Source organism: Streptomyces sp. NPDC003023 (assembly GCF_042888225.1).
Taxonomy (GTDB): domain Bacteria; phylum Actinomycetota; class Actinomycetes; order Streptomycetales; family Streptomycetaceae; genus Streptomyces.
On sequence record NZ_JBIAPL010000001.1, the window covers coordinates 1,219,579 to 1,240,798 of the forward strand.

The window sequence follows — 21,220 nt, forward strand, 5'->3', positions numbered from 1 at the left end:
CCAGGGAGCCTCGTATGACCGGGACCGAGCCGGACGCAGCACGGATCGACACCACCCGGCCGCACCCGGCACGGGTGTACGACTGGTTCCTCGGCGGCAAGGACAACTACCCGGTCGACGAGGAGCTCGGGCGGCACATCATGGGTGTCGACGGGACGGCCAAACACGTGGCCAGGACCAACCGGTGGTTCATGCAGCGTGTCACCCGCTGGCTGGCGCGCGAGGCCGGGATCCGCCAGTACCTCGACATCGGCACCGGTATTCCCACCGAGCCCAACCTGCACCAGATAGCCCAGGCGGTCGCACCCGGGTGCCGCATCGTCTACACCGACAACGACCCCATCGTGCTGACGCACGCGGAGGCGCTGCTGCGCAGCACTCCCGAGGGCGTCACCGACTACGTACAGGCGGATGTGCGCGACACCGGCCGCATCCTGGAGCAGGCCCGCAAGACCCTCGATTTCACGGAGCCCGTCGCCCTCTCGCTGGTGGCGCTGACACACTTCCTCGGTGACGACGACCGTCCCTACGATCTGGTGGCCCGGCTCGTCGACGCCCTCCCCTCCGGGAGTCACCTCGTCCTGTCGCAGCTCACCGCGGACTTCGACCCCGTCGCCGTTCGGCGCGGCGTGGCGATGTACGCGGCCGGCGGTGTCACCCTCGCGCCGCGCACCCGCGACGAGGTCGGCCGCTTCTTCGACGGGCTGGTGGCCGTCGAGCCGGGCCTGGTCCAAGTGACCGACTGGCACCCGGAGCTCGCCCTGGAAGAGAGCGTCGACGAGAGCGCCGTGATCTCGCTGTACGGTGCGGTGGCCCGGAAGCCGTAGTTCCTCACCCACGGGCAGGGACCGGGGCCGTCAGGCGGCACCAACTTCCGCTTATGATGAACCGGTGTTCGATTCCCGGCACATAAAGACGTTTCACGAGGTGCTCAGGAGCGGTTCGTACTCGGCTGCCGCCCGCGCCCTCGGCTACACCCAGCCCGCGGTCACCCAGCAGATGAAGGCCCTCGAGCGGGACGTCGGCACGCCCCTGTTCGTACGCGTGGGCCGGGGCATGCGGCTCACCGAGGCGGGCGAGGCCCTGGCACGGCACGCGACGACCATCCTCGACTCCATGTCGGCCGCCCAGGAACAGATGAACGCCCTGACCCGGCTGCGTGCCGGGCGCGTGCGTCTGTGCGCTTTCCCCAGCGCCAACTCCACCCTCGTACCCGAAACGCTGGCCCGCCTCTCGGCCGCCCACCCGGCCATCCGCGTCGACCTGCTGGAGGACGAACCGCCCGAGTCGCTGCGGCGGCTGGCGCGCGGCGAGTGCGACGTCTCGCTCGCCTTCACCTATCCCGGCCTGCACGAGCAGGTGCCCGACGAACTGGTCGAGATTCCGCTGCTCGAGGACCAGCTGACGGTGCTGCTGCCGGGCGGCCACCACCTCGCCCGCCGACGGGTGGTCCGGCTCGACGACCTTGCCGGCGAGCGCTGGATCGCAGGCTGCCCGCGCTGCCGGGCCAACCTCCTCCACGAGTGCGCCGAGGCGGGCTTCGTGCCCGACATCGCCTTCATGACCGATGACAACCTCGCCGTGCAGAGCCTGGTCGCCGAAGGGCTCGGCGTCGCCATGATCCCGGCGCTCGTACTGAACTTCATGCGGCACGCGAAAGTCGCCGGCCGTCCCCTCCAGCCCGCCTCCCGGCGCAAGATCTCCGCGTACGTGCTGCGGGAGCATCTTCGCGTCCCGGCGACGGCGCTGGTGCTCGACGAACTCAAAACGGTGGCCGCCAACAAGACGGGATGCTGACCGCCCCGGACGGCGCACTCATAAGCAGAGCTTGGGAAGTGCGAAGAAATCGTCGTTGGACGTAATGGCTGCCCCGGTCCGACGCTGCCCGTATGACTCCTGCTTCCACCGCTGCGGGCGCCTTCACCGCCGCACACCGGACCGAACGACTCGACGCCCTGATCGCCGGTGTCCGTGACGCGGTCGGGCGCGGCCTGCCGCCCGACCTGACGGCCTATCTGGTCGGCGAACGCCTCGCGCCGCACCTGGGCGCCGCCGACCTGCTCACCGCCGAGCAGTGCGAGAGCGATCCCACCCGCTACCGCCAGCATCTGCTGCACGCCGAACACGACGGCAGCTTCTCGGTCGTCGCACTCGTCTGGCTGCCCGGACAGGGCACCTCCGTGCACGACCACATCTCCTGGTGCACCACCGGCGTGCACCAGGGCCAGGAGCACGAGCGGCGCTACAGGCTCGTCCCCGCCTCCGGCACGGCCGGCACCGCCCGGCTCGTCGCCACCGCCGACGTGGTCGCCGCACAGGGGGAGTTCTCCGGCTTCGCGCCGCCCGGGGACATCCACCGCGTCTGGAACGCCGGACCGTCCAAGGCGATGTCCCTGCACGTCTACGGCGCCGACATATCGCGCCTCGGCACCAGCGTGCGTCGCGTCTACGAACTTCCGGCCGACCGCTGATGGCACTCCTCAGGGACCGGCACACCGCCCGGCCCCGCACCGCTGCGGCGGGCCCCAAACGCCGTCACGGGCTGGCCCTTGCCGCGGTCGGCGTCGCCCTGGCCTGGGCCGTGCACCGCCTCGTGCCCGGCGTTCCGATGCTCACCGTAGCCGTCGTGCTCGGTGTTCTCTCGGCGCACCTGCCACGGCTGCGGGAGACCGTACGGGGAACCGCGCGGCCCGGCCTCTCGTACGCGGCGAAACGGCTGATGCGCGCCGGAATCGTGCTGCTCGGGCTGCAACTCGCGCTCGACGACGTACGCGGCCTCGGCTGGGCCACCGTCACCATGGTGCTGGGCGTCGTGGTGGTCACGCTTCTCGGGACCTGGTGGCTGGGCCGGCGGCTGGGGCTTCCCGGCGACCAGCCGCTGCTGGTCGCCACGGGCTACGCCATCTGCGGGGCCTCGGCCATCGGCGCGGTGGGGGAGGCGACCGACAGCGACGAGAGGGACGCGGCCGCATCGGTGGCGCTGGTGACCCTCTGCGGAACGCTGGCCATGGTCGTACTGCCCCTGCTGCAGGGGCCGTTGGGACTCGACGACGCCGAGTTCGGCCGCTGGGTCGGTGCGAGTGTGCACGACGTCGGCCAGGTCGTGGCGACCGCGCGAACCGCCGGCGGCGGAGCGCTCGGCGAGGCGGTGCTGGTGAAGCTGATGAGGGTCGCTCTCCTCGCCCCACTCGTCGCCGTCGTGGCGCTGTCCGTGCGGCACCGGACGCGGACGAGGGCCGGAGAGCGGGGCGGAAGCCGTAAGAGGGTGCCGCTGGTGCCGCTCTTCGTCGTCGGCTTCCTCGCCGCGGTGGGCCTGCGCAGCACCGGCCTGCTGCCGTCCGCGGCCCTGGAGGCGGCTCACGCCGGACAGGAACTTCTCCTGGCGGCGGCGCTGTTCGGGCTGGGCAGCGCCGTCCACCTGCCCTCGCTCGCTCGGACGGGCGCCCGTGCGGCAGCCCTCGGACTGTCCGCGTGGGTGGTCGTGGCGGGCGTGTCGTACGCCGGAGTGCTGATGGTGGCGGGGTGAGTTCGACCTGCTGCCGCCGGCGGTGAACCGGGCTCGCTGCCGCCGACGGTGAACCCGGCTCGCTGCCGCCTGCGGTGAACCCGACCCGCTCCCGACAGCGGGGCGAGCGTGATCCGTCGGCGGTGGCGGGGCGGCCGGACCCGGCAGTGCGGGCGGGAGCCTCACGGTCTGACGGGCCGCGGTGCCCGGGACCGGAATTCCCATGGCTTCACGATCACGGCCGTATGTGGGGTTGGCGGCGATCGGTCGGCATCCCGGCTGTCCCGGGCACGCAAAGGAAGTTAGGGCCGCCGGACACACTCTGCCTATACGGAACCGGTGATTTACCTATACGCAAAGAATCGCAGGGCGTCCGGTCACCGCTCCGCCCCCGTCACCCGGTTCACTCCGGGCGCTGGGAGCGGGTCCTGGAAAGACTCTGCCGGGACTGGGACTCCAGCTTCCGCCGGGCCCGGGCGACATGCTGCTCCACCGTACGCGGCGACAGGTGCAGCGTCGCCGCGATCTCACGGTTCGTGAGCCCGGTCGCCGCCAGGTCGGCCACCTCCTGCTCGCGCGGCGACAGTTGGTCCCCGTAACTCGGACGTCCTCGGGGCCGTTGCTCCTCGGACGGCTGGTGCGACCGCAGCTCCGCCCTGATGCGGGCGGCGTCCCAGACCGCGCCCATCTCGGTCAACTGCTCGACACACGCGGTCAGTTCCGCCACCGCGGCGGCCGTCTCCGCGTCTTCCGAGCCCTTGGCCAGTCGGCACCTGGCCGCCCCCTCTGTGGCGAGTACGGTCGCGTACGGGCGGGGCAGCCCGGCGTAGACGATGGCCGTCCGCCGGTACAGGTCCGCCGCCTCCTGGTACTCGCCGTCCGACTCCGCGAGCAGTGCGCGGCACCAGGTCAGAGCCGCGGCCGACGCCGGTGCCTGGCGCTCCTCGAGCCCCGCCCCGTACTCGAGGATCATGCCCTGTGCCGTCTCGCGCCGTCCCGCGCGCAGCGTCGCCTCGACCGCCCACGGCGCGAGCTCGGCCGCCCACACCCAGACACCCTTGTCGCGGACCCTGTCCCATGCCATGGACGCCTCCGCCACGGCGGACTCCACGTCGTCACGGACCAGGGCCATCCGGATCAGGGCCCCGGAGGCGGCCGCCACATGCGGTACCGCGGCGCCGTGAGTCTCCCGCGAGCCCTCGCCCGCCAGCCACGCCGTCGCCTGCTGCCACTCGCCCCTTGACAGCGCCATCAGCCCGAGGACGGTGCGGCCGTCGACCCCCTGCCCCGGCATGGTGTCGGCCTCCGCCACGAACGCGCGTGCCCGGCCTGTCAGTTCGGACCAGTCGCCCTCGGCCCAGTCGAGCAGCAACGTGGTGCCGCGGGCGCCCTGCTCGACGTACGAGGCCCCACTGCGGACCGCCAGGTCCAGCCCCGCTGCGAGCAGTTCGCGGGCGGGGCCGAGCTGGCCGAGCCACAGCGCGCCGTCCGCCGCGTTGCACAGGCCCCGTGCGACGTGCTGGCGGCAGGCGGCGACGTCGGTCTCCCTCGGCAGCTGCTCCAGCACCTGCCAGGCCGCCGGGTCACCGATGTACATCAGCGTGCCCGCCCGGTTGGCGGCCACCGCCGTACGGGCCTCCTCGTCGCCACTGTCCGCGCCGGCCTTCTCCGCCCGCTCCAGCCAGTACAGGTTCCGCTCGAGGGGGACCGTCGACAGCAGCGGCATCGCCAGTGCCGCCATCGCCCTGGCCGCCATCAGCGGACGTTCCTTCAACTCCTCCACCGCCTGCTGGAGTTCCAGCCAGCCCTGCACCCCGGCGACCGCCTGGTTGCACAGCAACAACCCCAGATCGAGCCGGATCTGGCCGCGTACGGCGGTCGGCAGGGACTGCTCGTCGAGGATCTGCCGCAGCACCGTCACCGTCTGGTCGCTGCGCAGCCCCAGCACCGCGCTGTGCGCCAGCAGCGGCGCGAGCCTGGCGCGGGAGGCGAGCGGCACGGTCGGACGGGACAGGGTCTGCTCGAGGATGTCCACCGCCGCCTGGTGCTCACCGGCGGCCGCGCACTGCAGTGCCGCCTGCTCCACGGCCCGCAGCCATGCCTTCACCTGGCCGCCGTGCCGGCGGTGGCGGGCCAGCGGGACCCATGGCACCGGGTGCCGGCGGCTGAGGACGGTGGCCGCCCTGCGGTGCATCTCGCGTCGCGCCGGGCCGGGCACCTCCCCGTACACGGCGGACGCCGCCAGCGGTACGAAGAATCCGTAACAGCCCTCGCCGTCCTCCCGCAGCACGCCCACCCGCAGCGCCTCCACCAGGGCGTTCGTGCCGTCGTCGCCGCTGAGGCCCGCGACGGCCGACAACTCCTCCGCCTCCGCCGGCTCGTCCAGCACTGCGGCCGCCCAGACAAGGGGGCGTATGTGCTCGTGCAGCCCGGCGGTACGGCCGAGGGTCAGCTCGGCGAGACGCGGCGGCACACCCGCCGCGTCGAGATCCCTGACCGAGTAGCGCTCCCGTCCGTCGCCCGGCTCGAGGAGCAGCCGCACCAGGTCGGCGACGATCTGCGGCACGCCGCCGGAACACTCGTGGATACGGGTGATCAGCTCGGCGGGGCAGCGGCTCTCGCCCAGTTTCTCTGTCACCATGTCGCGGACCTGAGCGACGTCGAGCGGCTCGAGCCGCACCCTCAGCACGGCGAGCCCGGCCGGGAAGTGAGCGCCCTTGCCCAGCACGAGACCGGGCTCGCGAAGCTCCTCCGGGCGGTACGTCACGACGGCGGCGAGATTGGCGGGCGGCCGGTCCACGAGCCGGTGCAGCAGATCGAGAGCCGCGTGGTCGGCACGGTGCACGTCCTCCGCGACGAGCAGGAACCTCTCTCCCCGCTCGATGAGCGAGGCCACGGCGGTGGGCAGATCGCCGGTGGGGGAGCCGGTGGCGGACGGATCAGGCGCGGGCGCACGGGTTTCCGGCGCACGGGTTTCCGGCGCACGGGCGGCGGACGCCGGGGCGGGCGGTTCGTGCCGGGACGTGTTCGGCTGCGGGAGCGTCCGTGTCCCGGCCGTGGGCCGCACCGCCGACTCGGCCTGTGGCCGGGACACGGAGACGCCGAAGGACGAGAACGAGACGATCACGCTGCGTACCGCCCCGGCCCTCGCGGCATCGGCCAGGCGCGTCGCGAGCCGGGTTTTCCCGGTCCCGGCCGCTCCCTCGACCAGCAGCAGCGCCGGACCCTGCGGTCCGGCCCCGTCGGCGGAGGGGCCGGACAGCACACGACCGAGCCATCGACCGGCCGTATCGTCACTCCGCGTGTCCACCGAATCACGCTCCTCGGTGTTTCCAGGGCAATTCGATTCTTTACGTATACGGGTTTCAGTGTCCCTGATTGAACGGCAGGTGTCCGGATACGACTGTTGAGGTGCCGCAGGAGATCTGCGTGGCTTTCGACGGCCAGGTGAGACAAAGGACTCCCGGCCGCTGGACCTGAGTCAGGGCGAGGTCGCCCGACCGAACAGGAGCCAAAGTGATTGCCATAGAACGTGCCCCGAGCCCTGCCCCCGGGCGGTCAGGGCCCGCCTCCGCGCTGCGGAGCCTGGCACACTGTGCCATGCCCGCTACGCCGGAGGCCGCGCGCGCACTACGGCGCTTCGCCCAGGCCGTCGCCCGCCGATGGCGACTCGCCGACCACTACGACGAGGCGTTGTCCGTCATCGTCACCGAACTCGTCACCAACGTGGTACTGCACAGCGGCAGCCCTTGGGTGTCCACGGTGATCAGCGTGCGCGGGGACGCGTTGACGGTCGAGGTCATGGACGGTGGCTGCTGGAAGCACAGGGTGGCCCGCCGGCAGGAACCGCTCGACGCGGACGTCCCCTGCGGCCGCGGACTGCGCCTGGTCGACGCGTACGCGACGCGGACCGTGACGCACCGGATGGAGATGGGGAGCGTGGTGCTCGCGGAGATCGCCCTCCACGGGGTTCCGCCGGTCGTGTGCGAGCCCCTGGCCGCCTTCGACACGCATCTGTGAGACCGCCTACGGGCCGCCCGATCCGCTCTGAGCGGCCCGCCACGCGCCGGCCGGACGGCACGACGCCGCGACCCGGACGCGCCGGCCATCGAACGCCCCAGCCGTGAAGCCGGCCGCCGCGAACCCTCGCCCCTGAACCACCCCCCTGGCCCGTGACGCCGTAGCCGTGCGGCCCGCCACCGCGACGGGGGCGGGCAACACCGTGCGGCGTCAGCGCGCCCCGAGAAGGTGGTCCATCGCCAGCTGGTCGAGACGCTCGAAGGCCATACCGCGCTCGGCCGCCGAGTCCACGTCGAAGTCCTCGAACGCGGACCGGTCCGCCCGCAGCGCCGCCAGTCCGTCCTCGGCCGTCGGGCGTGCCAGCTCGTCGAGGCGCGAGGCCCGCAGCGACTCCTGGACCTCGGGGTCGGCACGGAACGCCGCGGCCCGCTCCTTGAGGATCAGGTAGTTGCGCATGCAGCCGGACGCGGACTCCCACACACCGTCGAAGTCCTCGGTCCGCGGCGGCTTGAAGTCGAAGTGCCGCGGCCCTTCGTACCCCGCCGTCTCGAGCAGGTCGACCAGCCAGAACGCGGAGCGCAGGTCGCCTGCCCCGAAGCGCAGGTCCTGGTCGTACTTGATGCCGTTCTGGCCGTTCAGGTCGATGTGGAAGAGCTTGCCCGCCCACAGCGCCTGCGCGATGGAGTGGGTGAAGTTGAGCCCGGCCATCTGCTCGTGGCCGACCTCCGGGTTCACGCCGTACAGTTCCGGCCGCTCCAGTCGCTCGATGAACGCCAGCGCGTGGCCGACGGTCGGGAGCAGGATGTCGCCGCGCGGCTCGTTCGGCTTGGGCTCGATGGCGAAGCGGAGGTCGTATCCCTGCTCGGTGACGTACTCGCCCAGCAGGTCGAAGGCTTCCTTCATCCGGTCCAGCGCGACGCGCACGTCCTTGGCCGCGCCGGACTCGGCGCCCTCGCGGCCGCCCCAGGCGACGTACGTCTGCGCGCCGAGCTCGGCGGCGAGGTCGATGTTGCGGATGGTCTTGCGCAGCGCGTAGCGGCGGACGTCACGGTCGTTGGCCGTGAAGCCGCCGTCCTTGAAGACCGGGTGCGTGAAGAGGTTGGTGGTCGCCATCGGTACGACGAGGCCGGTGGCGTCCAGCGCCTGGCGGAATCGCTTGATGTGCGACTCCCGCTCGGTCGCGCCCGCACCGAAGGGGATCAGGTCGTCGTCGTGGAAGGTCACACCGTACGCGCCGAGTTCGGCGAGCCGCCGGACGGACTCCGCGGGGTCCAGATGCGGCCGGGTCGCGTCCCCGAACGGGTCCCTGCCCTGCCAGCCGACCGTCCAGAGGCCGAAGCTGAACTTGTCCTCGGGGGTGGGGGTGAAGCGTTCCGTCATGGCCATGTCCGCCTTGGATCACTGGTTTGTTTTCTGTCTTTACTAATAATGCACACCGACCCCTGATCACAGAAGCCCCCTGAGCCCTGTTGTCGCGCGAGCGCGTGGCGTAATTTGTTCTCCGTTCGGTCAAATGGGCCGGGCAAGGGCTGATGAGAGGTGCGGGCAATGCCGACGAACGCGGTCGTCATCGGGGTGGACAGCTCCACCCAGTCCACCAAGGCGGCGTTCACCGACGCCGAGACCGGGCAGCTCCTCGCCGTCGGCAGGGCCCCCCACCGCGTCAGCGGCGAAGCGGGTGCGCGGGAGACCGACCCCGAGGTGTGGTGGCAGGCCCTCGCGGAGGCCGTCGCCACCGGCCTCAAGGAACTGGGCGGACTCGGCGTCGACGCGTCGGCCGTCACCGGGATCGCGGTCGCCGGACAGCAGCACGGGCTCGTCGTTCTCGACCGGGCCGGCGCACCCCTGCGGCCGGCCCTGCTGTGGAACGACACCCGTTCCGCGCCGCAGGCCGCCGCCCTCACCGAGGCGCTCGGCGGCCCCGACGCCTGGACCGCCCGGACCGGCTCCGTGCCCGTCGCCTCCATGACGGCCGCCAAATGGCAGTGGCTGCGGGAGAACGAGCCCGCCGTGGCCGACGCGGCGGCTGCGGTCCGCCTGCCGCACGACTTCCTCACCGAGCGCCTCGCGGGCGTCGCCGCCACCGACCCCGGTGACGCCTCCGGCACCTGCTGGTACTCGACCGCGACCGGGTCGTACGACCCCGTCCTGCTCGACCTCGTCGGCCTCGACGCCGCACTGCTGCCACCCGTCGCCCCCACCGGCGGCACGCGGGTCGGCTCGCTCAGCGCGGCGGCCGCCGGCCGGCTCGGCCTCCCCGCCGGGATCGCGGTCGCCGCCGGCACCGGCGACAACATGGCCGCCGCTGTCGGACTCGGCCTCGGTGGGGCCGGACTCCTCGACCACCCGGTGCTCAGCCTCGGCACGTCGGGCACGGTGTTCGCCGCCACCCGGACGCGCCCCGCATCCGCGTCGCTCGCCGGGTTCGCCGCGGCGGACGGCACCTATCTGCCGCTGGCCTGCACCCTCAACTGCACGCTCGCCGTCGACAAGGTGGCCTCCCTGCTTGGGTTGGACCGGGAGGCCGCGGAGGCGGGCGGCGAGGTGGTCCTCCTGCCGTACCTCGACGGCGAGCGGACCCCCGACCTGCCGGGCGCCTCCGGCCTGCTGACGGGGCTGCGGCACACGACGACCCGGCAGCAGATCCTCGGCGCGGCGTACGAGGGCGCCGCCGTGACCGTCCTGCTCGCCCTCGACGAGGTCATGCGCGCCTGCGGTCAGGATCCGGCCGCGCCGGAGACGACGGCGCGGCCGCTGAGGCTCGTCGGCGGCGGGGCGAACGGCCGCCACTGGGTGGAGACCGTCCGCCGCCTCTCCGGCCGCCCGCTCCTCATCCCCTCGAGCGGCGAGTTGGTCGCCCTCGGCGCGGCCGCACTGGCCGCTGCGGCGGCGACCGGCCAGGACGCGGTGGCGCTGGCGGCCGGGTGGGAGTCCGGGGCCGGGACGGAACTGCCCGCGGTCGACAGGGACATGGAGACCTGGGAGCGGGTGTCGTCGGTGCTGGGGCGTGCGAGCGGGACCCTGCTGGGGTGAGACGGCCCACGGGCCAGGACGCCCCGCGGGTCAGCCCGTGACGTGCTCGAAGACGGCGGTCAGGCCGTGCCCGCGGGTCAGCCCGTGACGTGCTCGAAGACCGCGGCCAGGCCCTGCCCGCCGCCGATGCACATGGTTTCGAGCCCGTAGCGGGCCTCGCGGCGGCGCATCTCGTGGGCCAGGGTGGCCAGGATGCGGCCGCCGGTGGCGCCCACCGGGTGCCCCAGCGAGATGCCCGACCCGTTGACGTTGATCCGCTCGTGGTCGGCCTCGGTCAGGCCGAGCTCACGGGTGCAGGCGAGGACCTGGGCGGCGAAGGCCTCGTTCATCTCGATGAGGTCCAGGTCCGCGAGCCCGAGACCGGCGCGCTCCAGGGCCGCCCTGGTGGCGGGCACCGGGCCGATCCCCATGGTCGCCGCCGGCACGCCCGCCCTGGCGAAGGAGACCAGCCGCACCATCGGCGTCAGCCCGAGCCGGCGGGCTGTCTCCGCGCTCGTCACCAGGGCGGCGGCGGCCGCGTCGTTCTGGCCGCTGGCGTTGCCCGCGGTGACCGTCGCGTCCGGGTCGGCCCCGAGGGTCATGGGCCGCAGCGAGGCCAGCTTCTCCGCCGTGGTGTCGGGACGCGGGTGCTCGTCCGCCGAGACCAGCGTCTCGCCCTTCCTGGTGCGCACGGGTACGGGCACGATCTCCTCGGCGAACAGCCCGGTCTCCACGGCCCGTCCGGCCCGCTGCTGGGAGCGCAGCGCGAGAGCATCCTGGTCCGCACGGCTGATCTTGAACTCGCGCCGCAGGTTCTCGGCGGTCTCGATCATGCCGCCGGGCACCGGGTGGTTGACGCCGCCCGCCGTCACCCTGCCGCGCGCCAGCGAGTCGTGCAGCTGCAGTCCGGGGCCCTTGATGCCCCAGCGGCCGTCGTGCGTGTAGTAAGGGGCGGCGCTCATCACATCGACACCGCCGGCGATCACCACATCGCTGAAACCGGCCCGGATCTGCATCGCCGCGTCCAGCACCGCCTGGAGGCCGGAACCGCAGCGGCGGTCGATCTGCACACCTGTCACCGACGCGGGGAGACCGGCGTCCAGGGCCGCCACCCGGCCGATCGCCGGGGCGTCGGACGTCGGATAGGCGTGTCCGAGGATCACCTCGTCGACCCGCTCGGGATCGATGCCCGTGCGGCGTACGACCTCCGCGATCACATGCGCGGCGAGCGCGGCGGGCCGCAGACCCGCCAGGGCGCCGCCGAACCTTCCGATGGGGGTGCGGAGCGGTTCGCAGATGACGACATCGGGCTGACCGGACATGTCATGGCCTTTCTGATACGGGCGGACGATGCGTCCCCGACCCTTCCACCGGCCGACCAGGGCGGTCCAATACGTGATCGAGGACTGATTGAGACGCCGGGCCACTCAATCCCGGTGGGCGGGATCCGTTCCCGGCGGCGTGGGCAGCGCCTCGGCGGCCACCGCCAGCACGCTGCGCAGCGCGGCCGACGGGTTGTCGGGTCGCCAGGCCAGCGCCGCCCGGAGTCGGGCCGGGGGGCCGGTGAGCGGCCGGTGCGCCAGGCCCGTCTGCTGGATGTGCAGACAGGAGGAGAGGGTGAGGGTCACCCCGACGCCCGCGGCCACCAGCGCCAGGATCGTGTACGAGTCCGGCGCCTCCTGCACGATCCGCGGCCGGAAGCCGGCGTCCTCGCAGGCCCGGACGGTGGCGTCGCGCACCGTGGAACCGGCGTCGGCGGGGAAGGTGACGAACGGTTCGGCGGCCAGATCGGCGAGCGGGATCCGCTCCCGGGCCGCGAGGGGGTGATCCTGCGGGAGCGCGCACAGCAGCTCCTCCTCGCCGATCACCCGGGTCTCGACCCCGGGCCGCCGGGCCGGCATCCGTACGAAGCCGAGGTCGAGGGAGCCGTCCGCGACCTTGGCCAGGGCGACATCGGCGTACGTCTGACCGTGCAGCACGAGTTCCAGGCCGGGGTGGGCGGCCCGCACCGCCCGGGTGAGGAGCGGCAGGGTGTCGTGCGACGAGGCGCCGGCGAAGCCCACGGTGACCCGCCCGTACTCTCCCTGGCCCGCCGCCTTCGCGATCCGTACGGCGATGTCCAGATCGGCCAGGACCGTGCGCACCGGCTCGAGGAAGCACCGGCCCGCGCTCGTCAACCGCACCGAGCGGGTGCTGCGCTCGAACAGCTGCACGCCGAGCTCGCGCTCGAGTTGACGGATCTGCTGGCTGAGGGGCGGCTGCGCCATCCTGAGACGCTTGGCGGCCCGGCCGAAGTGCAGCTCCTCGGCGACCGCGAGGAAGGAGGTCAGGTGGCGCAGTTCCACGGCCGTCCCGTTCTGTTCCGCCCGGTCTCGGGGTGATCGCCGGTCTGTTCGGCTTGACGTCTCAATGTGACCGTAATTCGGTGTCGGAAGGTAATCAATGCCTGTCGGCGGCATGAGCACCACGGACCTGTCGCCGAATCCGGCACCATGGACCGTCGCCGAACCCGGCACACGAATCTTGCCGAACCCGGAGTCCACACCTCTTCGGGCCTCGCCCCAGTACGCGAGCGGAGGCCGATCAGCGCGCGGCGCGCGGCGCGTAGGCGACCGGGTCCGCCAGGACGTCCTGGACGACGAGGGCCGCCGCGCCCCGCGCCGCGTCCGCCGCGGGGGACGAACCCCGCAGCCGGGCGCCCTCCGCGGGCCACAGGCCGGAGACCACGCGGGTGGCCAGCTCCGCCCCCGCCGGCGGCGCCAGCCATGGCAGCAGCGGACGGTAGATGCCCCCCAGCACGACCGCGTCCGGGTCGAAGAGGTTCACCGCGCCGGACAGCGCGCGGCCGAGTGCCCGCCCCGCACCGGCCAGGGCCTCCAGCGCGACCGGCTCGCCGGCGCGCGCACGGCGCTCCAGCTCGGTCACGCCCGCCGCGCCGGCGAACTCGTCGAGTCCGGCCGCGCGCAGCAGCGCGGCCTGGCCGGCGTACTGCTCGAGGCATCCGCGTGCCCCGCACCGGCACAGCGGGCCGTTGTCCGAGACGGACACATGGCCGATCTCACCGGCGAACCCGTTCGCCCCGCGCAGCAGTTCGCCGCCCAGCACCAGCGCGCCGCCGACACCGATCTCGCCGGTCAGATAGAGGAAACTGCGTACGTCGCCGAGGCCGCCGAACCACAGCTCGGCGAGCGCCGCCAGGTTCGCCTCGTTGTCGGAGCGCACCGGCAGCGCGGGCTCCCCGGGCAGCAGCGCGGCCAGCGCGTCGGCGAAGGGTGCCTCCGCCGAAACCGCGGTCCAGCCGAGGTTGGGCGCCTGGAGGACCGCGCCGCCGGCGACCAGGCCCGGCAGCGCGAGCTCGGCGCCGACCGGCCGCAGTTCCTGCTCCGTGGAGGAGGTCAGCGCTCGCGCCGCGATCCGGGCGGCGCGGCCGAACACCTCGGCCGGTGCGGCACCTCGGTTGTCCAGGTGCTCGACGAGCCGCACCCGGTCGGTGCCGGCGAGGTCGACGACGCACACCGACACGTAGTCGACGTTGATCTCGACGCCGATGCCCGCGACGCCGGTGCGCGCGACCTTGAGGACCGTGCCGGGCCGGCCCGCCTGGCCGCTGAACGTCTTGCCCGACTCGGACAGGAAGCCGCTCTCGAGCAACTGCTCGACCAGCGAGGAGACGGCGGCGCGGGTCAGTCCCACGCGGGCGGCGACCCCGGCGCGGGTGGCCTCGACCTGGTCGCGGACCGCCCGCAGCACCAGACTGAGGTTGTGCCTGCGCACGGACTCCCGGTCGGCCTTCGGGCCGAGCGGGGTCCGGCGGCCGGGCCCGGTGCGGGTGGTGCCAGTTTGGTTGCCGTTCATATTGCCGCAGAGCCTATGGGATGGTCGTCGCACGGCCCTCGTCGCGGGCGCGCGTCACGCGTCCGCCGGGTCCGCCTCGCGTTCACCGCGCGGCTCCTTCGCGATGCGCAGTTCGTCGTCGCTGAGCGGCGGACCGGCGAGCGGGCCCAGTTTGGGTCCGCGCAGCACTGCCATCGCGATCTCCGGTTTCAGCAGCGAACTCGTCGGCGCGGACAGCGTCATCACGTCGAACAGCGCCTTGGCGACGAGCGGCCGTCCTGTCGCGGTCAGCATCAGCCGGTCGACGTAGGTCCGCAGCACCTGGGCCGCGGCGCCCGGCTCCCTGCCGATCGCGCCGGGGTAGAGGATGTCCTGCCCGGTGGCCAGGTCCCAGGCCGTGCCGACCGGGCCGCCGAGCGACCGCTGCACCCGGCGGGCGAGACCGGGGGAGGTCACGCCGTGTGCGGCCAGCGCCCGGCGCAGCGCGAGGACGCCCTGTGCGGCGACCGACATCCCGTGCCCGTAGACGGGGTTGTACGTGGCCACCGAGTCGCCGACGGCGACGAACCCCTCCGGCCAGTTGCGGACCTTCTCGTAGTAACGCCGCCGGTTGACGGTGCTGCGTGAGACGACGACGTCCGTCAGGGGCTGCGCGTGGGCGATCAGGTCGGCGACGACGGGGTGCCTGACGGAGCGGGCGAAGTCCTCGAACTCGTCGGCGGCGTTCGTCGGCTGCCCGCCGCGCGTGCCGGACAGCGTCACCAGCCAGCGTCGGTCCTCGATGGGCACGATCGTGGCCGTGCAGCCGGGCCGCGGCTCGCGTGCGTCCGCCTGCACGTTGACGACCGGGTACTCCTCGGAGCCCTCCGGCGCGCGGAAGATCCTGCTGGCGTACGCGAGTCCCGAGTCGACCTTCTCCTCGCGGACCTCGTCCACACCCAGGGCCCGCAGCCACTCCGGGGCCCGGGAACCACGTCCGCTCGCGTCGATCACCAGGTCGGCGGGGAGCAGCCGCTCGCCGTCGGCGTCGCCGCGTACCCGTACGCCACGAACCCGTCCGCCGGCTCCGTGGAGCCCCAGGAGTTCGGTGCTCTCGAGGACGGTGACACGGGGGTGGGCCAGCACCTGCTCCCTCACGACCCAGTCGAGCAGGTCCCGGCTGCAGGCGACGAGGAACTGCATCTCGGGGAAGCGCCGGAACCAGCCGTGCGCGGACATCGACACCAGCCCGGTCGGCAGGGCGATCCGGCGGCCGCCCGCGGCGAGCCAGCGGTCCGTCGTGCCCGGCAGGAGCGTCTCGATCGCCCGCGCCCCGCCGGACCACAGCAGGTGGGCGTGGTGCGCCTGCGGGAGGCTCTTGCGCGAGCGCGGTCCGTCGGGAAGGACGTCGCGCTCGACGACGATGACTTCCTCGACGTACTCGCGCAGGACACCGGCGGCCAGCATGCCGGCCAGGCCACCGCCGATCACGACGGCTCTGCGGCTCGTGCCCCGCGAGGTTCTGATGGGGTCGCTGCTCAAGGGCTCGCTGCTCATAGGGTGCCGCTCTCTGACCTGGCCGCACGCGTGCGCGCTGCTTCGACGACGGGTGAATGACGCAGTGCGAGGGACATGCGCACCAGATCGCGTGGTCCCGCCGCTGTCGTGGAGGTGTAGGACTCCGCCGACTTGATGATCTGGCCCTCGGGGTCGGCGGCCCTGGCCCGCAGGGCCGCGGTGACCATCGCGGCGTCCGCCACCGCGTGGGCCTGCCGCGCGTCGGCTCCGTCGGCCACGGCCTGCTCGTAGGACTCCTCGCGCAGGGCGCGGTCGAAGTACGGGTCGAGCTGCAGCATCCCGTCGTGGATGTCGGACTCCCGCTGTGTGACGCGCAGTTCGACCGGCGAGAACAGCGAGATCTGCACGGAGGGCGTGCCCTGCGGGGCGCTGGAGCGCAGTTCGCGCCAGAGTGTGCCGAGGCGCCGGTAGGCGGCCCAGGCGTGCCAGTTGTCCGACAGGCGCTGACCGGCGAGCGGCAGGATGAAGCCGACGGCACTGAGCAGCGCGCCCAGGGAGGCGAGTGGCGGCGCGGCCAGGGTGGACAGGAAGTCCCAGTCGTGCCCGGCCCAGCGGGCGGCCACGGCGGACGACTTGCTGACGCCGTAGGCCAGGTTGAACAGCGAGCCGACGACGATGGTGACCAGTCCGCCGCGCAGCCAGCCGCGTACCTTCAGCGACCAGCGCCAGCACAGCACGGTCATGCCCACGGCGGCGACGCTGTGGGCGGCGAGGTAGAGCGCGATCATCTCCCGGATGAAGGGCGTCCCGGCGTAGTACGTGTCCAGGTCCCGCAGCCGCTCCACGGGCGCGTCGCCCAGTGCGAAGAGGACGACGAGCGCCACGACCACCATGCTGTAGGCGGCCATCCAGCGCAGCGAGATCCGGCGGGTCTCCTCCGGCGGCCCGCCGCGCCAGTTGACGAGGAGCACCAGGCAGGACGCGCTGAACGCGGAGAGGATGCAGTAGACCAGCGGCGCGGAGAAGTTGGGGATGCCTGCGACGCGGTTGACCGCGGCGATGGTGGGTGGCGCGGCGAAGAAGAACGTGCCCGCGCCGAGGACCAGCAGGGCGCAGACCGACCGCAGGAGCGGGTCGCGCCAGTCGCGCCGCATCCCCGGGATCTTGAAGGCGAGTGCGATTCCCAGGGCTGCCGCGGGTATGTAGTAGTCCGGACCGTCCACGCCTCAGCCCTGTGGCCCGCGGTATCCCAGGGACGCCTCGATGCGGCCCGCGAGACCGTCGCGCCTGACCGGCCCGCGGCCGTTCGAACCGGCCAGCCAGGCGCGGCACTTGCTGCCGAGGAGCAGGCCGAAGCTCTCTGCCTCGTTCTCCTCCGCCTGGTCGAACCTGGTGCGTGCGGCGACCTTGAGGACCGTCGCCTGCAGATCGGCCTCGTCGGAGAGGAGCCGTGCGGCCACGGCCGCGCCCTCGACGTGGTGGCTGCAGTGCCCGGCCTTCATGTGCCACAGCTCATGGCCGAGAATCACCAGTTGGTGGTCGGGTGCCGTGCGCTCCTCGATGACGATGAGGTCCTGCTCCGCCATGTCGAGCCACAGCCCGCTGGCGGTGCCCGGCGGGAAGGACGCCATGCGGTAGCGCACGGGCCTGCCCCGGTGTCTGCTCATGCCCCTGCAGAGGGCGGTGTAAAGGTCGGTGGGCTCTGCCGGAGCGGGGAGATCGATACCGCCGACCAGCTCGCCGCACAGCCGGCGCATCTCTTTGCCTATGCTCACCGCTCTCCTCTCCCCGTCAGAACCTGTTGAGACACGTACAAATCCAAGCCTGTCCGGAAATCAGGGCTCCGTGGACGGATCCGTAGCCGGCTTCACGCTCTCCAGGAGCATGTCGAGCCACTCGGTCACCTTGTCCCGGTGCTTGTCGGTGGGCAGTTGGGCCGCACGCCAGGCGATGCCGCGCACACCATGGTCCTGCAGCAGCCGCTCCAGCGGGTCGCCGTCGCCCGCGTAGTCCTGGAGCAGGTTCTGCTCGGTGCGCTGCAGGGCGCTGTCGAGAGCGTCGGCGTCGTCGGCGGTCAGAAAGCCGGCGTGCACCTTGAAGAAGCGCTGAATCGCGTCACAGTGCTCCATGGTCGGCCGGCGGTCGCCGTTGATGAGCGCACCCGCCTGCTGCCGGGACATGCCCGCTCCGTCGGCTATCTCCTGCTGCGTGTACCGGCGGCCGTTGGTCTTGAGCCGGGTGCGTCGCAGCAGGTCGAAGCGTTGCAGGAAGCGTGCCTGGAGGTCGGGTTCGCCCGCCCGGCGGCCGTCGAGAAGGGCGCGCACCACCTCTGCGGGAACGCCCGACGCCTCGGAGAGCCGCTGGACGTCGAAAACCTCTGTGTGGCTCATTCCGAGCCTGTCCGCGAGCTCGGCGACCCGGGCAATCGATGCCGCCAGAGGGCCTGTGGCCGTCGGACCCGGAACCGAGAAGCCGTCTGTCACCAGTAGGTCTCCTAGATCACGCGAGGTAGCCCCGCATCCTGTGAGGCTGCCGGAAGTTAACCCTATTCAGGTCATGGCAGCCAAGGTCTTGCCACAGCTGTGGCGCGATTTGAGCGCTCAGCGGCGAGGAATGCCACGATAGTTGACATCCCCTTGTTCGCGGTAGCAGGATCACCACGCGGTGTGAAGATCCAAAGGGTGCTGTCGCAGCGGGATTTGCGAGAGGCTCCGAGAAGGGTGGCGTTCTCGATGACACATGAGGCGGGCGTCGAACGCCGGGGTGTCCACGGGCGCCAGAGCCCTCTGGCCACCGCGCGGGCCGCCGCCCGTACGAAACGCCTCGGCGACGCGCTCAAACGGCGCCGGGAGGAACTCGACCTGAGCCTCGAGGAGATCGCCGCCCGTCTCGGCGTCACCGCCTACACCTACGCCACCTGGGAGCGGACTCCCGGCCGCGAGTGGTCCGAGGACACGCTCATCGCCCTGATCGACGCCCTGGAGCTGAACGACCAGCAGGGCGGGCGGTTGCTGCGGCTCGCCGCGGACCGTGGCACTCCCGCGCAGCGCCCCGCCGGGGCCGGGGACACGCCCCTGCGGCCCTCGGGACCGGTACCGCCGTCGCGGCCGGTGCGCCGCCCCGTTCCGTCCCGCCCCCCGGTGCCCGTGCCGCCGCCGGTACCCGTGCGTCCGCCCGATCCGCAGTCGCGGCCGTCGTCACCGCCGGACGGACCCGTGGACCCCGGGACGCTGGCCTACCTGCGCGACTACGCCACGATGATGGACGCGGTGCCGCTGCCCTCCGTGCTCTTCGACCGGCACTGGGACGTCGCCCACACCAACCCCGCCTTCGATGCCCTGTTCCGTGGCATCGGACCGCACCCCACCGCCATGCCGGACCGGAACTTCCTGCGGTTCGTGCTGTTCCACCCGGACGCGCGCACCGTGCTCGGCGAGCACGAGACCAGCTGGTGCCTGCCCCTCATGGCGCAGTTGGCGGCGGCTCTCGACAAACACGGCGACGACGGTGTGCTTCAGGCCATTCGTGACGACATCGCCGACGACCCGATCATGGACGTCGCGTACCGGTGCGGTCTGCAGTACTGGATGAGCTCGGTGGGCGCCCCCGCGATCCACCACGACGGAGCCGTACGGCCCGTGAACCACCCGGATCCGCGGTGGGGCCGCACGGACTGCAGGGTCATCGACGAGACCCCGGCGACCTTGCAGGACAAGGGATACACGCGCATCACGCTGGTGCTGCGCGAGAACCACTCGGCCGGCGCGCCCGGTGTGCGCCGGGGCAAGACCCACCTGCGAGCGGTGTCCGGCGGCTGACGGCGGCCGACTCGACGCACACCGCGGCAGGGGGCACGTCCGCTTATCGGCGGCGGCGGCGGCGTCGTCGGCAGCAGCGGCGGTGCCGTGCCCGGGCCCGGAGCAGCGGCCGTACCGCCACGGCACGGCAGTGGCCGCGTACCGGATGGGGCCGACGGCGTGCGCTCAGCGCATCGAGGCGACGGCCCACTCGGCGACGACGGCCACCGCCACGCCGACGCCCAGCGTCAGAGTGGCCCACCGTGTACGGCCCGCGCGGCTGAGGACGAGGGCGCTGCCGGAGAAGATCAGCGCGATGCCGTAGAAGGCCACGGTGAGCACCGAATGGGTGCTGCCGAGGCGCAGCACCAGAGTGGCGGCCACCGCGACCATGATCGCGGCCGACAGTGCTATCCGTACACCGCGGGCCTGACGAGGTGTGAGGCCCTGCCGTTCGGGATCCGTATTCGCTTCTGACATGCGAAGAAGCCTATCCCGGCGGCAGCGCCCGTGGTCGGGTGGGATCGTCTCAGCCTCGTGCCGGGCCGCCGGCGCCCACCGGCCACCGCGGGGTGGTTCCGGTGAGCTGGCAGACCATCAGGTAGAGCGGGATCGGCGGTGTGTACGGGCTCGGGCCGTGCGGCGCGCGGACCAGCCGGGCCCCGGTCGCGGGCACCCTGGCCCCGTCGGCGTAGTGGGAGGGAAGTGGCCAGCTCAGCCCCAGGTCGGAGCCGGCGGGAACGATCCACCACCACCATGCGCTGTCCGCGAAGACGCAGCCGGTGCGGGGCATCCTGCCGAGCAGACGGAATCCGAAGCGGGCGGGGACGCCGACCGCGTCGCATCCCAGGTCGGTGGAGAGCGAGGAGGGAACGGTGAGCCGGGTGAGGCGGTTCGCGTGGTCGTGACGTACGCCCCGGGAGCGGAGCGGTGCCAGGTCCCTCAGCACGGCCGCTCCGGAACCGGCGCCCCGGCGTCGAACGGTGGGAGGGGTGTGTACGGAAGTTCCGCCCAGACGACGCGGCCCGATCCCGCCGTGGCGTCGAACGTGCCCCAGGCGCAGCTCACCGCCTCGACGAGCAGCAGCCCGCGGCCGCGCTCGCCCTGTGCTCCGTGGCAGACGCGGGGCCCGGTGGCGGCGCAGCCCTGGTCCTGGACGGTGATGCGCAATCGCTCGGCATCGGTGCGCAGTTCGCAGGCGACCAGATGGCCGTCGGTGTGAACGATGGCGTTGGTGAACAGCTCGGAGACGACCAGCAGTGCCGTGGCCCGAGGGTCTTCGCCGACGCCCCAGCTCTCCAGCCGGGTGGAGGCCAGCTTTCTGGCCCGCGGGACCTGCTCGACGCGTGCCGGCAACTCGAAGGAATACCGGGTGAGTTCGGCCCTCGCGCGGGAGTCCGGGACCTCGGGGGCGAGCACGTCACGGTTCACACGACCACTCTCCCGCTGCAGTGGCCACATTGGCAACCCCCACTATGAAAATTGCAGAGTGGGCATATTCATCGTTGGGGGGCCGTGGCACACTGCTCGCACCAACAGCACGTGGGGAGGTCTC

General features: G+C 72.5%; 19 protein-coding genes. 7 read left to right on the forward strand and 12 right to left on the reverse strand.

Going from position 1 to position 21,220, the window contains the following annotated elements:
- Positions 1 to 14: 14 nt before the first annotated feature.
- From ACFYV1_RS05115 to ACFYV1_RS05130, 4 genes are all read left to right on the forward strand, one after another.
- On the forward strand, positions 15 to 827 hold the full coding sequence (locus tag ACFYV1_RS05115) for an SAM-dependent methyltransferase (RefSeq protein ID WP_389393963.1): 813 nt from the start codon (positions 15 to 17) through the stop codon (positions 825 to 827).
- 64 nt (positions 828 to 891) lie between these two features.
- Positions 892 to 1,797 (forward strand): LysR substrate-binding domain-containing protein, encoded by a 906-nt coding sequence (locus ACFYV1_RS05120; RefSeq protein ID WP_389393964.1) that lies wholly within the window; start codon positions 892 to 894, stop codon positions 1,795 to 1,797.
- A gap of 92 nt (positions 1,798 to 1,889) precedes the next feature.
- Positions 1,890 to 2,471, forward strand: a complete 582-nt coding sequence (locus tag ACFYV1_RS05125) for a cysteine dioxygenase (RefSeq protein WP_389393965.1) — start codon at positions 1,890 to 1,892, stop codon at positions 2,469 to 2,471.
- Positions 2,471 to 3,526 (forward strand): YeiH family protein, encoded by a 1,056-nt coding sequence (locus ACFYV1_RS05130; RefSeq protein ID WP_389393966.1) that lies wholly within the window; start codon positions 2,471 to 2,473, stop codon positions 3,524 to 3,526. Before ACFYV1_RS05125 ends, ACFYV1_RS05130 begins: the two co-directional genes overlap by 1 nt.
- Positions 3,527 to 3,908: 382 nt before the next feature.
- Here ACFYV1_RS05130 and ACFYV1_RS05135 read toward each other — a convergent pair whose 3' ends face one another.
- The gene (locus ACFYV1_RS05135) at positions 3,909 to 6,815 is read right to left on the reverse strand and encodes an ATP-binding protein (RefSeq protein ID WP_389393967.1); all 2,907 of its coding nucleotides are present in this window, start codon (positions 6,813 to 6,815) and stop codon (positions 3,909 to 3,911) included.
- A gap of 290 nt (positions 6,816 to 7,105) precedes the next feature.
- On the opposite strand from ACFYV1_RS05135, the gene ACFYV1_RS05140 reads away from it, so the two are divergent.
- Positions 7,106 to 7,525, forward strand: coding sequence for an ATP-binding protein (locus ACFYV1_RS05140; RefSeq protein ID WP_389393968.1), 420 nt, complete (start codon positions 7,106 to 7,108; stop codon positions 7,523 to 7,525).
- Between the two features lie 210 nt (positions 7,526 to 7,735).
- Here the strand turns inward: ACFYV1_RS05140 and xylA are convergent, their stop codons facing one another.
- Entirely contained in the window at positions 7,736 to 8,905 is a 1,170-nt protein-coding gene (xylA, locus tag ACFYV1_RS05145) for a xylose isomerase (protein ID WP_389393969.1), read from the reverse strand.
- A 168-nt stretch (positions 8,906 to 9,073) separates the two neighbouring features.
- Here xylA and xylB point away from each other — a divergent pair, with 168 nt between their 5' ends.
- Entirely contained in the window at positions 9,074 to 10,558 is a 1,485-nt protein-coding gene (gene xylB, locus ACFYV1_RS05150; RefSeq protein WP_389393970.1) for a xylulokinase, read from the forward strand.
- A 77-nt stretch (positions 10,559 to 10,635) separates the two neighbouring features.
- Here xylB and ACFYV1_RS05155 read toward each other — a convergent pair whose 3' ends face one another.
- From ACFYV1_RS05155 to ACFYV1_RS05185, 7 genes are all read right to left on the reverse strand, one after another.
- Positions 10,636 to 11,859 (reverse strand): acetyl-CoA C-acetyltransferase, encoded by a 1,224-nt coding sequence (locus ACFYV1_RS05155; protein ID WP_389393971.1) that lies wholly within the window; start codon positions 11,857 to 11,859, stop codon positions 10,636 to 10,638.
- A gap of 105 nt (positions 11,860 to 11,964) precedes the next feature.
- Positions 11,965 to 12,882, reverse strand: a complete 918-nt coding sequence (locus ACFYV1_RS05160) for a LysR substrate-binding domain-containing protein (protein ID WP_389393972.1) — start codon at positions 12,880 to 12,882, stop codon at positions 11,965 to 11,967.
- A 238-nt stretch (positions 12,883 to 13,120) separates the two neighbouring features.
- Positions 13,121 to 14,392, reverse strand: a complete 1,272-nt coding sequence (locus ACFYV1_RS05165) for an ROK family protein (protein ID WP_389393973.1) — start codon at positions 14,390 to 14,392, stop codon at positions 13,121 to 13,123.
- Positions 14,393 to 14,446: 54 nt separating this feature from the next.
- Positions 14,447 to 15,907 carry an FAD-dependent monooxygenase gene (locus tag ACFYV1_RS05170; protein ID WP_389393974.1) on the reverse strand — a complete coding sequence of 487 codons (1,461 nt, stop codon included), beginning with the start codon at positions 15,905 to 15,907 and terminating at the stop codon, positions 14,447 to 14,449.
- Positions 15,904 to 17,091, reverse strand: coding sequence for an MAB_1171c family putative transporter (locus ACFYV1_RS05175; protein WP_389393975.1), 1,188 nt, complete (start codon positions 17,089 to 17,091; stop codon positions 15,904 to 15,906). Before ACFYV1_RS05175 ends, ACFYV1_RS05170 begins: the two co-directional genes overlap by 4 nt.
- 3 nt (positions 17,092 to 17,094) lie before the next feature.
- Positions 17,095 to 17,625, reverse strand: a complete 531-nt coding sequence (locus ACFYV1_RS05180) for a toxin-antitoxin system, toxin component (RefSeq protein ID WP_389394573.1) — start codon at positions 17,623 to 17,625, stop codon at positions 17,095 to 17,097.
- A 78-nt stretch (positions 17,626 to 17,703) separates the two neighbouring features.
- Positions 17,704 to 18,351 carry a helix-turn-helix domain-containing protein gene (locus tag ACFYV1_RS05185; protein ID WP_389393976.1) on the reverse strand — a complete coding sequence of 216 codons (648 nt, stop codon included), beginning with the start codon at positions 18,349 to 18,351 and terminating at the stop codon, positions 17,704 to 17,706.
- Between the two features lie 249 nt (positions 18,352 to 18,600).
- Between ACFYV1_RS05185 and ACFYV1_RS05190 the strand changes: the two genes are divergently transcribed.
- On the forward strand, positions 18,601 to 19,686 hold the full coding sequence (locus ACFYV1_RS05190; protein ID WP_389393977.1) for a helix-turn-helix domain-containing protein: 1,086 nt from the start codon (positions 18,601 to 18,603) through the stop codon (positions 19,684 to 19,686).
- A gap of 165 nt (positions 19,687 to 19,851) precedes the next feature.
- Here ACFYV1_RS05190 and ACFYV1_RS05195 read toward each other — a convergent pair whose 3' ends face one another.
- From ACFYV1_RS05195 to ACFYV1_RS05205, 3 genes are read right to left on the reverse strand one after another with little or no spacing between them, the layout of a single operon-like run.
- Entirely contained in the window at positions 19,852 to 20,145 is a 294-nt protein-coding gene (locus ACFYV1_RS05195; RefSeq protein WP_389393978.1) for a hypothetical protein, read from the reverse strand.
- Between the two features lie 49 nt (positions 20,146 to 20,194).
- Entirely contained in the window at positions 20,195 to 20,614 is a 420-nt protein-coding gene (locus tag ACFYV1_RS05200; protein WP_389393979.1) for a hypothetical protein, read from the reverse strand.
- Complete coding sequence (locus ACFYV1_RS05205) at positions 20,608 to 21,096, reverse strand: ATP-binding protein (protein WP_389393980.1); 489 nt, start codon at positions 21,094 to 21,096, stop codon at positions 20,608 to 20,610. Before ACFYV1_RS05205 ends, ACFYV1_RS05200 begins: the two co-directional genes overlap by 7 nt.
- Positions 21,097 to 21,220 lie beyond the last annotated feature (124 nt).

What these genes read in the sequence shown, in the direction of transcription:
- ACFYV1_RS05115 (WP_389393963.1), top strand. Translation starts at nt 15, where the DNA reads ATGACCGGGACCGAGCCGGACGCAGCACGGATCGACACCACCCGGCCG.
- ACFYV1_RS05125 (WP_389393965.1), top strand. Translation starts at nt 1,890, where the DNA reads ATGACTCCTGCTTCCACCGCTGCGGGCGCCTTCACCGCCGCACACCGG.
- ACFYV1_RS05130 (WP_389393966.1), top strand. Translation starts at nt 2,471, where the DNA reads ATGGCACTCCTCAGGGACCGGCACACCGCCCGGCCCCGCACCGCTGCG.
- ACFYV1_RS05140 (WP_389393968.1), top strand. Translation starts at nt 7,106, where the DNA reads ATGCCCGCTACGCCGGAGGCCGCGCGCGCACTACGGCGCTTCGCCCAG.
- xylA (WP_389393969.1), bottom strand. Translation starts at nt 8,905, where the DNA reads ATGACGGAACGCTTCACCCCCACCCCCGAGGACAAGTTCAGCTTCGGC.
- xylB (WP_389393970.1), top strand. Translation starts at nt 9,074, where the DNA reads ATGCCGACGAACGCGGTCGTCATCGGGGTGGACAGCTCCACCCAGTCC.
- ACFYV1_RS05155 (WP_389393971.1), bottom strand. Translation starts at nt 11,859, where the DNA reads ATGTCCGGTCAGCCCGATGTCGTCATCTGCGAACCGCTCCGCACCCCC.
- ACFYV1_RS05165 (WP_389393973.1), bottom strand. Translation starts at nt 14,392, where the DNA reads ATGAACGGCAACCAAACTGGCACCACCCGCACCGGGCCCGGCCGCCGG.
- ACFYV1_RS05170 (WP_389393974.1), bottom strand. Translation starts at nt 15,907, where the DNA reads ATGAGCAGCGAGCCCTTGAGCAGCGACCCCATCAGAACCTCGCGGGGC.
- ACFYV1_RS05180 (WP_389394573.1), bottom strand. Translation starts at nt 17,625, where the DNA reads ATGCGCCGGCTGTGCGGCGAGCTGGTCGGCGGTATCGATCTCCCCGCT.
- ACFYV1_RS05190 (WP_389393977.1), top strand. Translation starts at nt 18,601, where the DNA reads ATGACACATGAGGCGGGCGTCGAACGCCGGGGTGTCCACGGGCGCCAG.
- ACFYV1_RS05195 (WP_389393978.1), bottom strand. Translation starts at nt 20,145, where the DNA reads ATGTCAGAAGCGAATACGGATCCCGAACGGCAGGGCCTCACACCTCGT.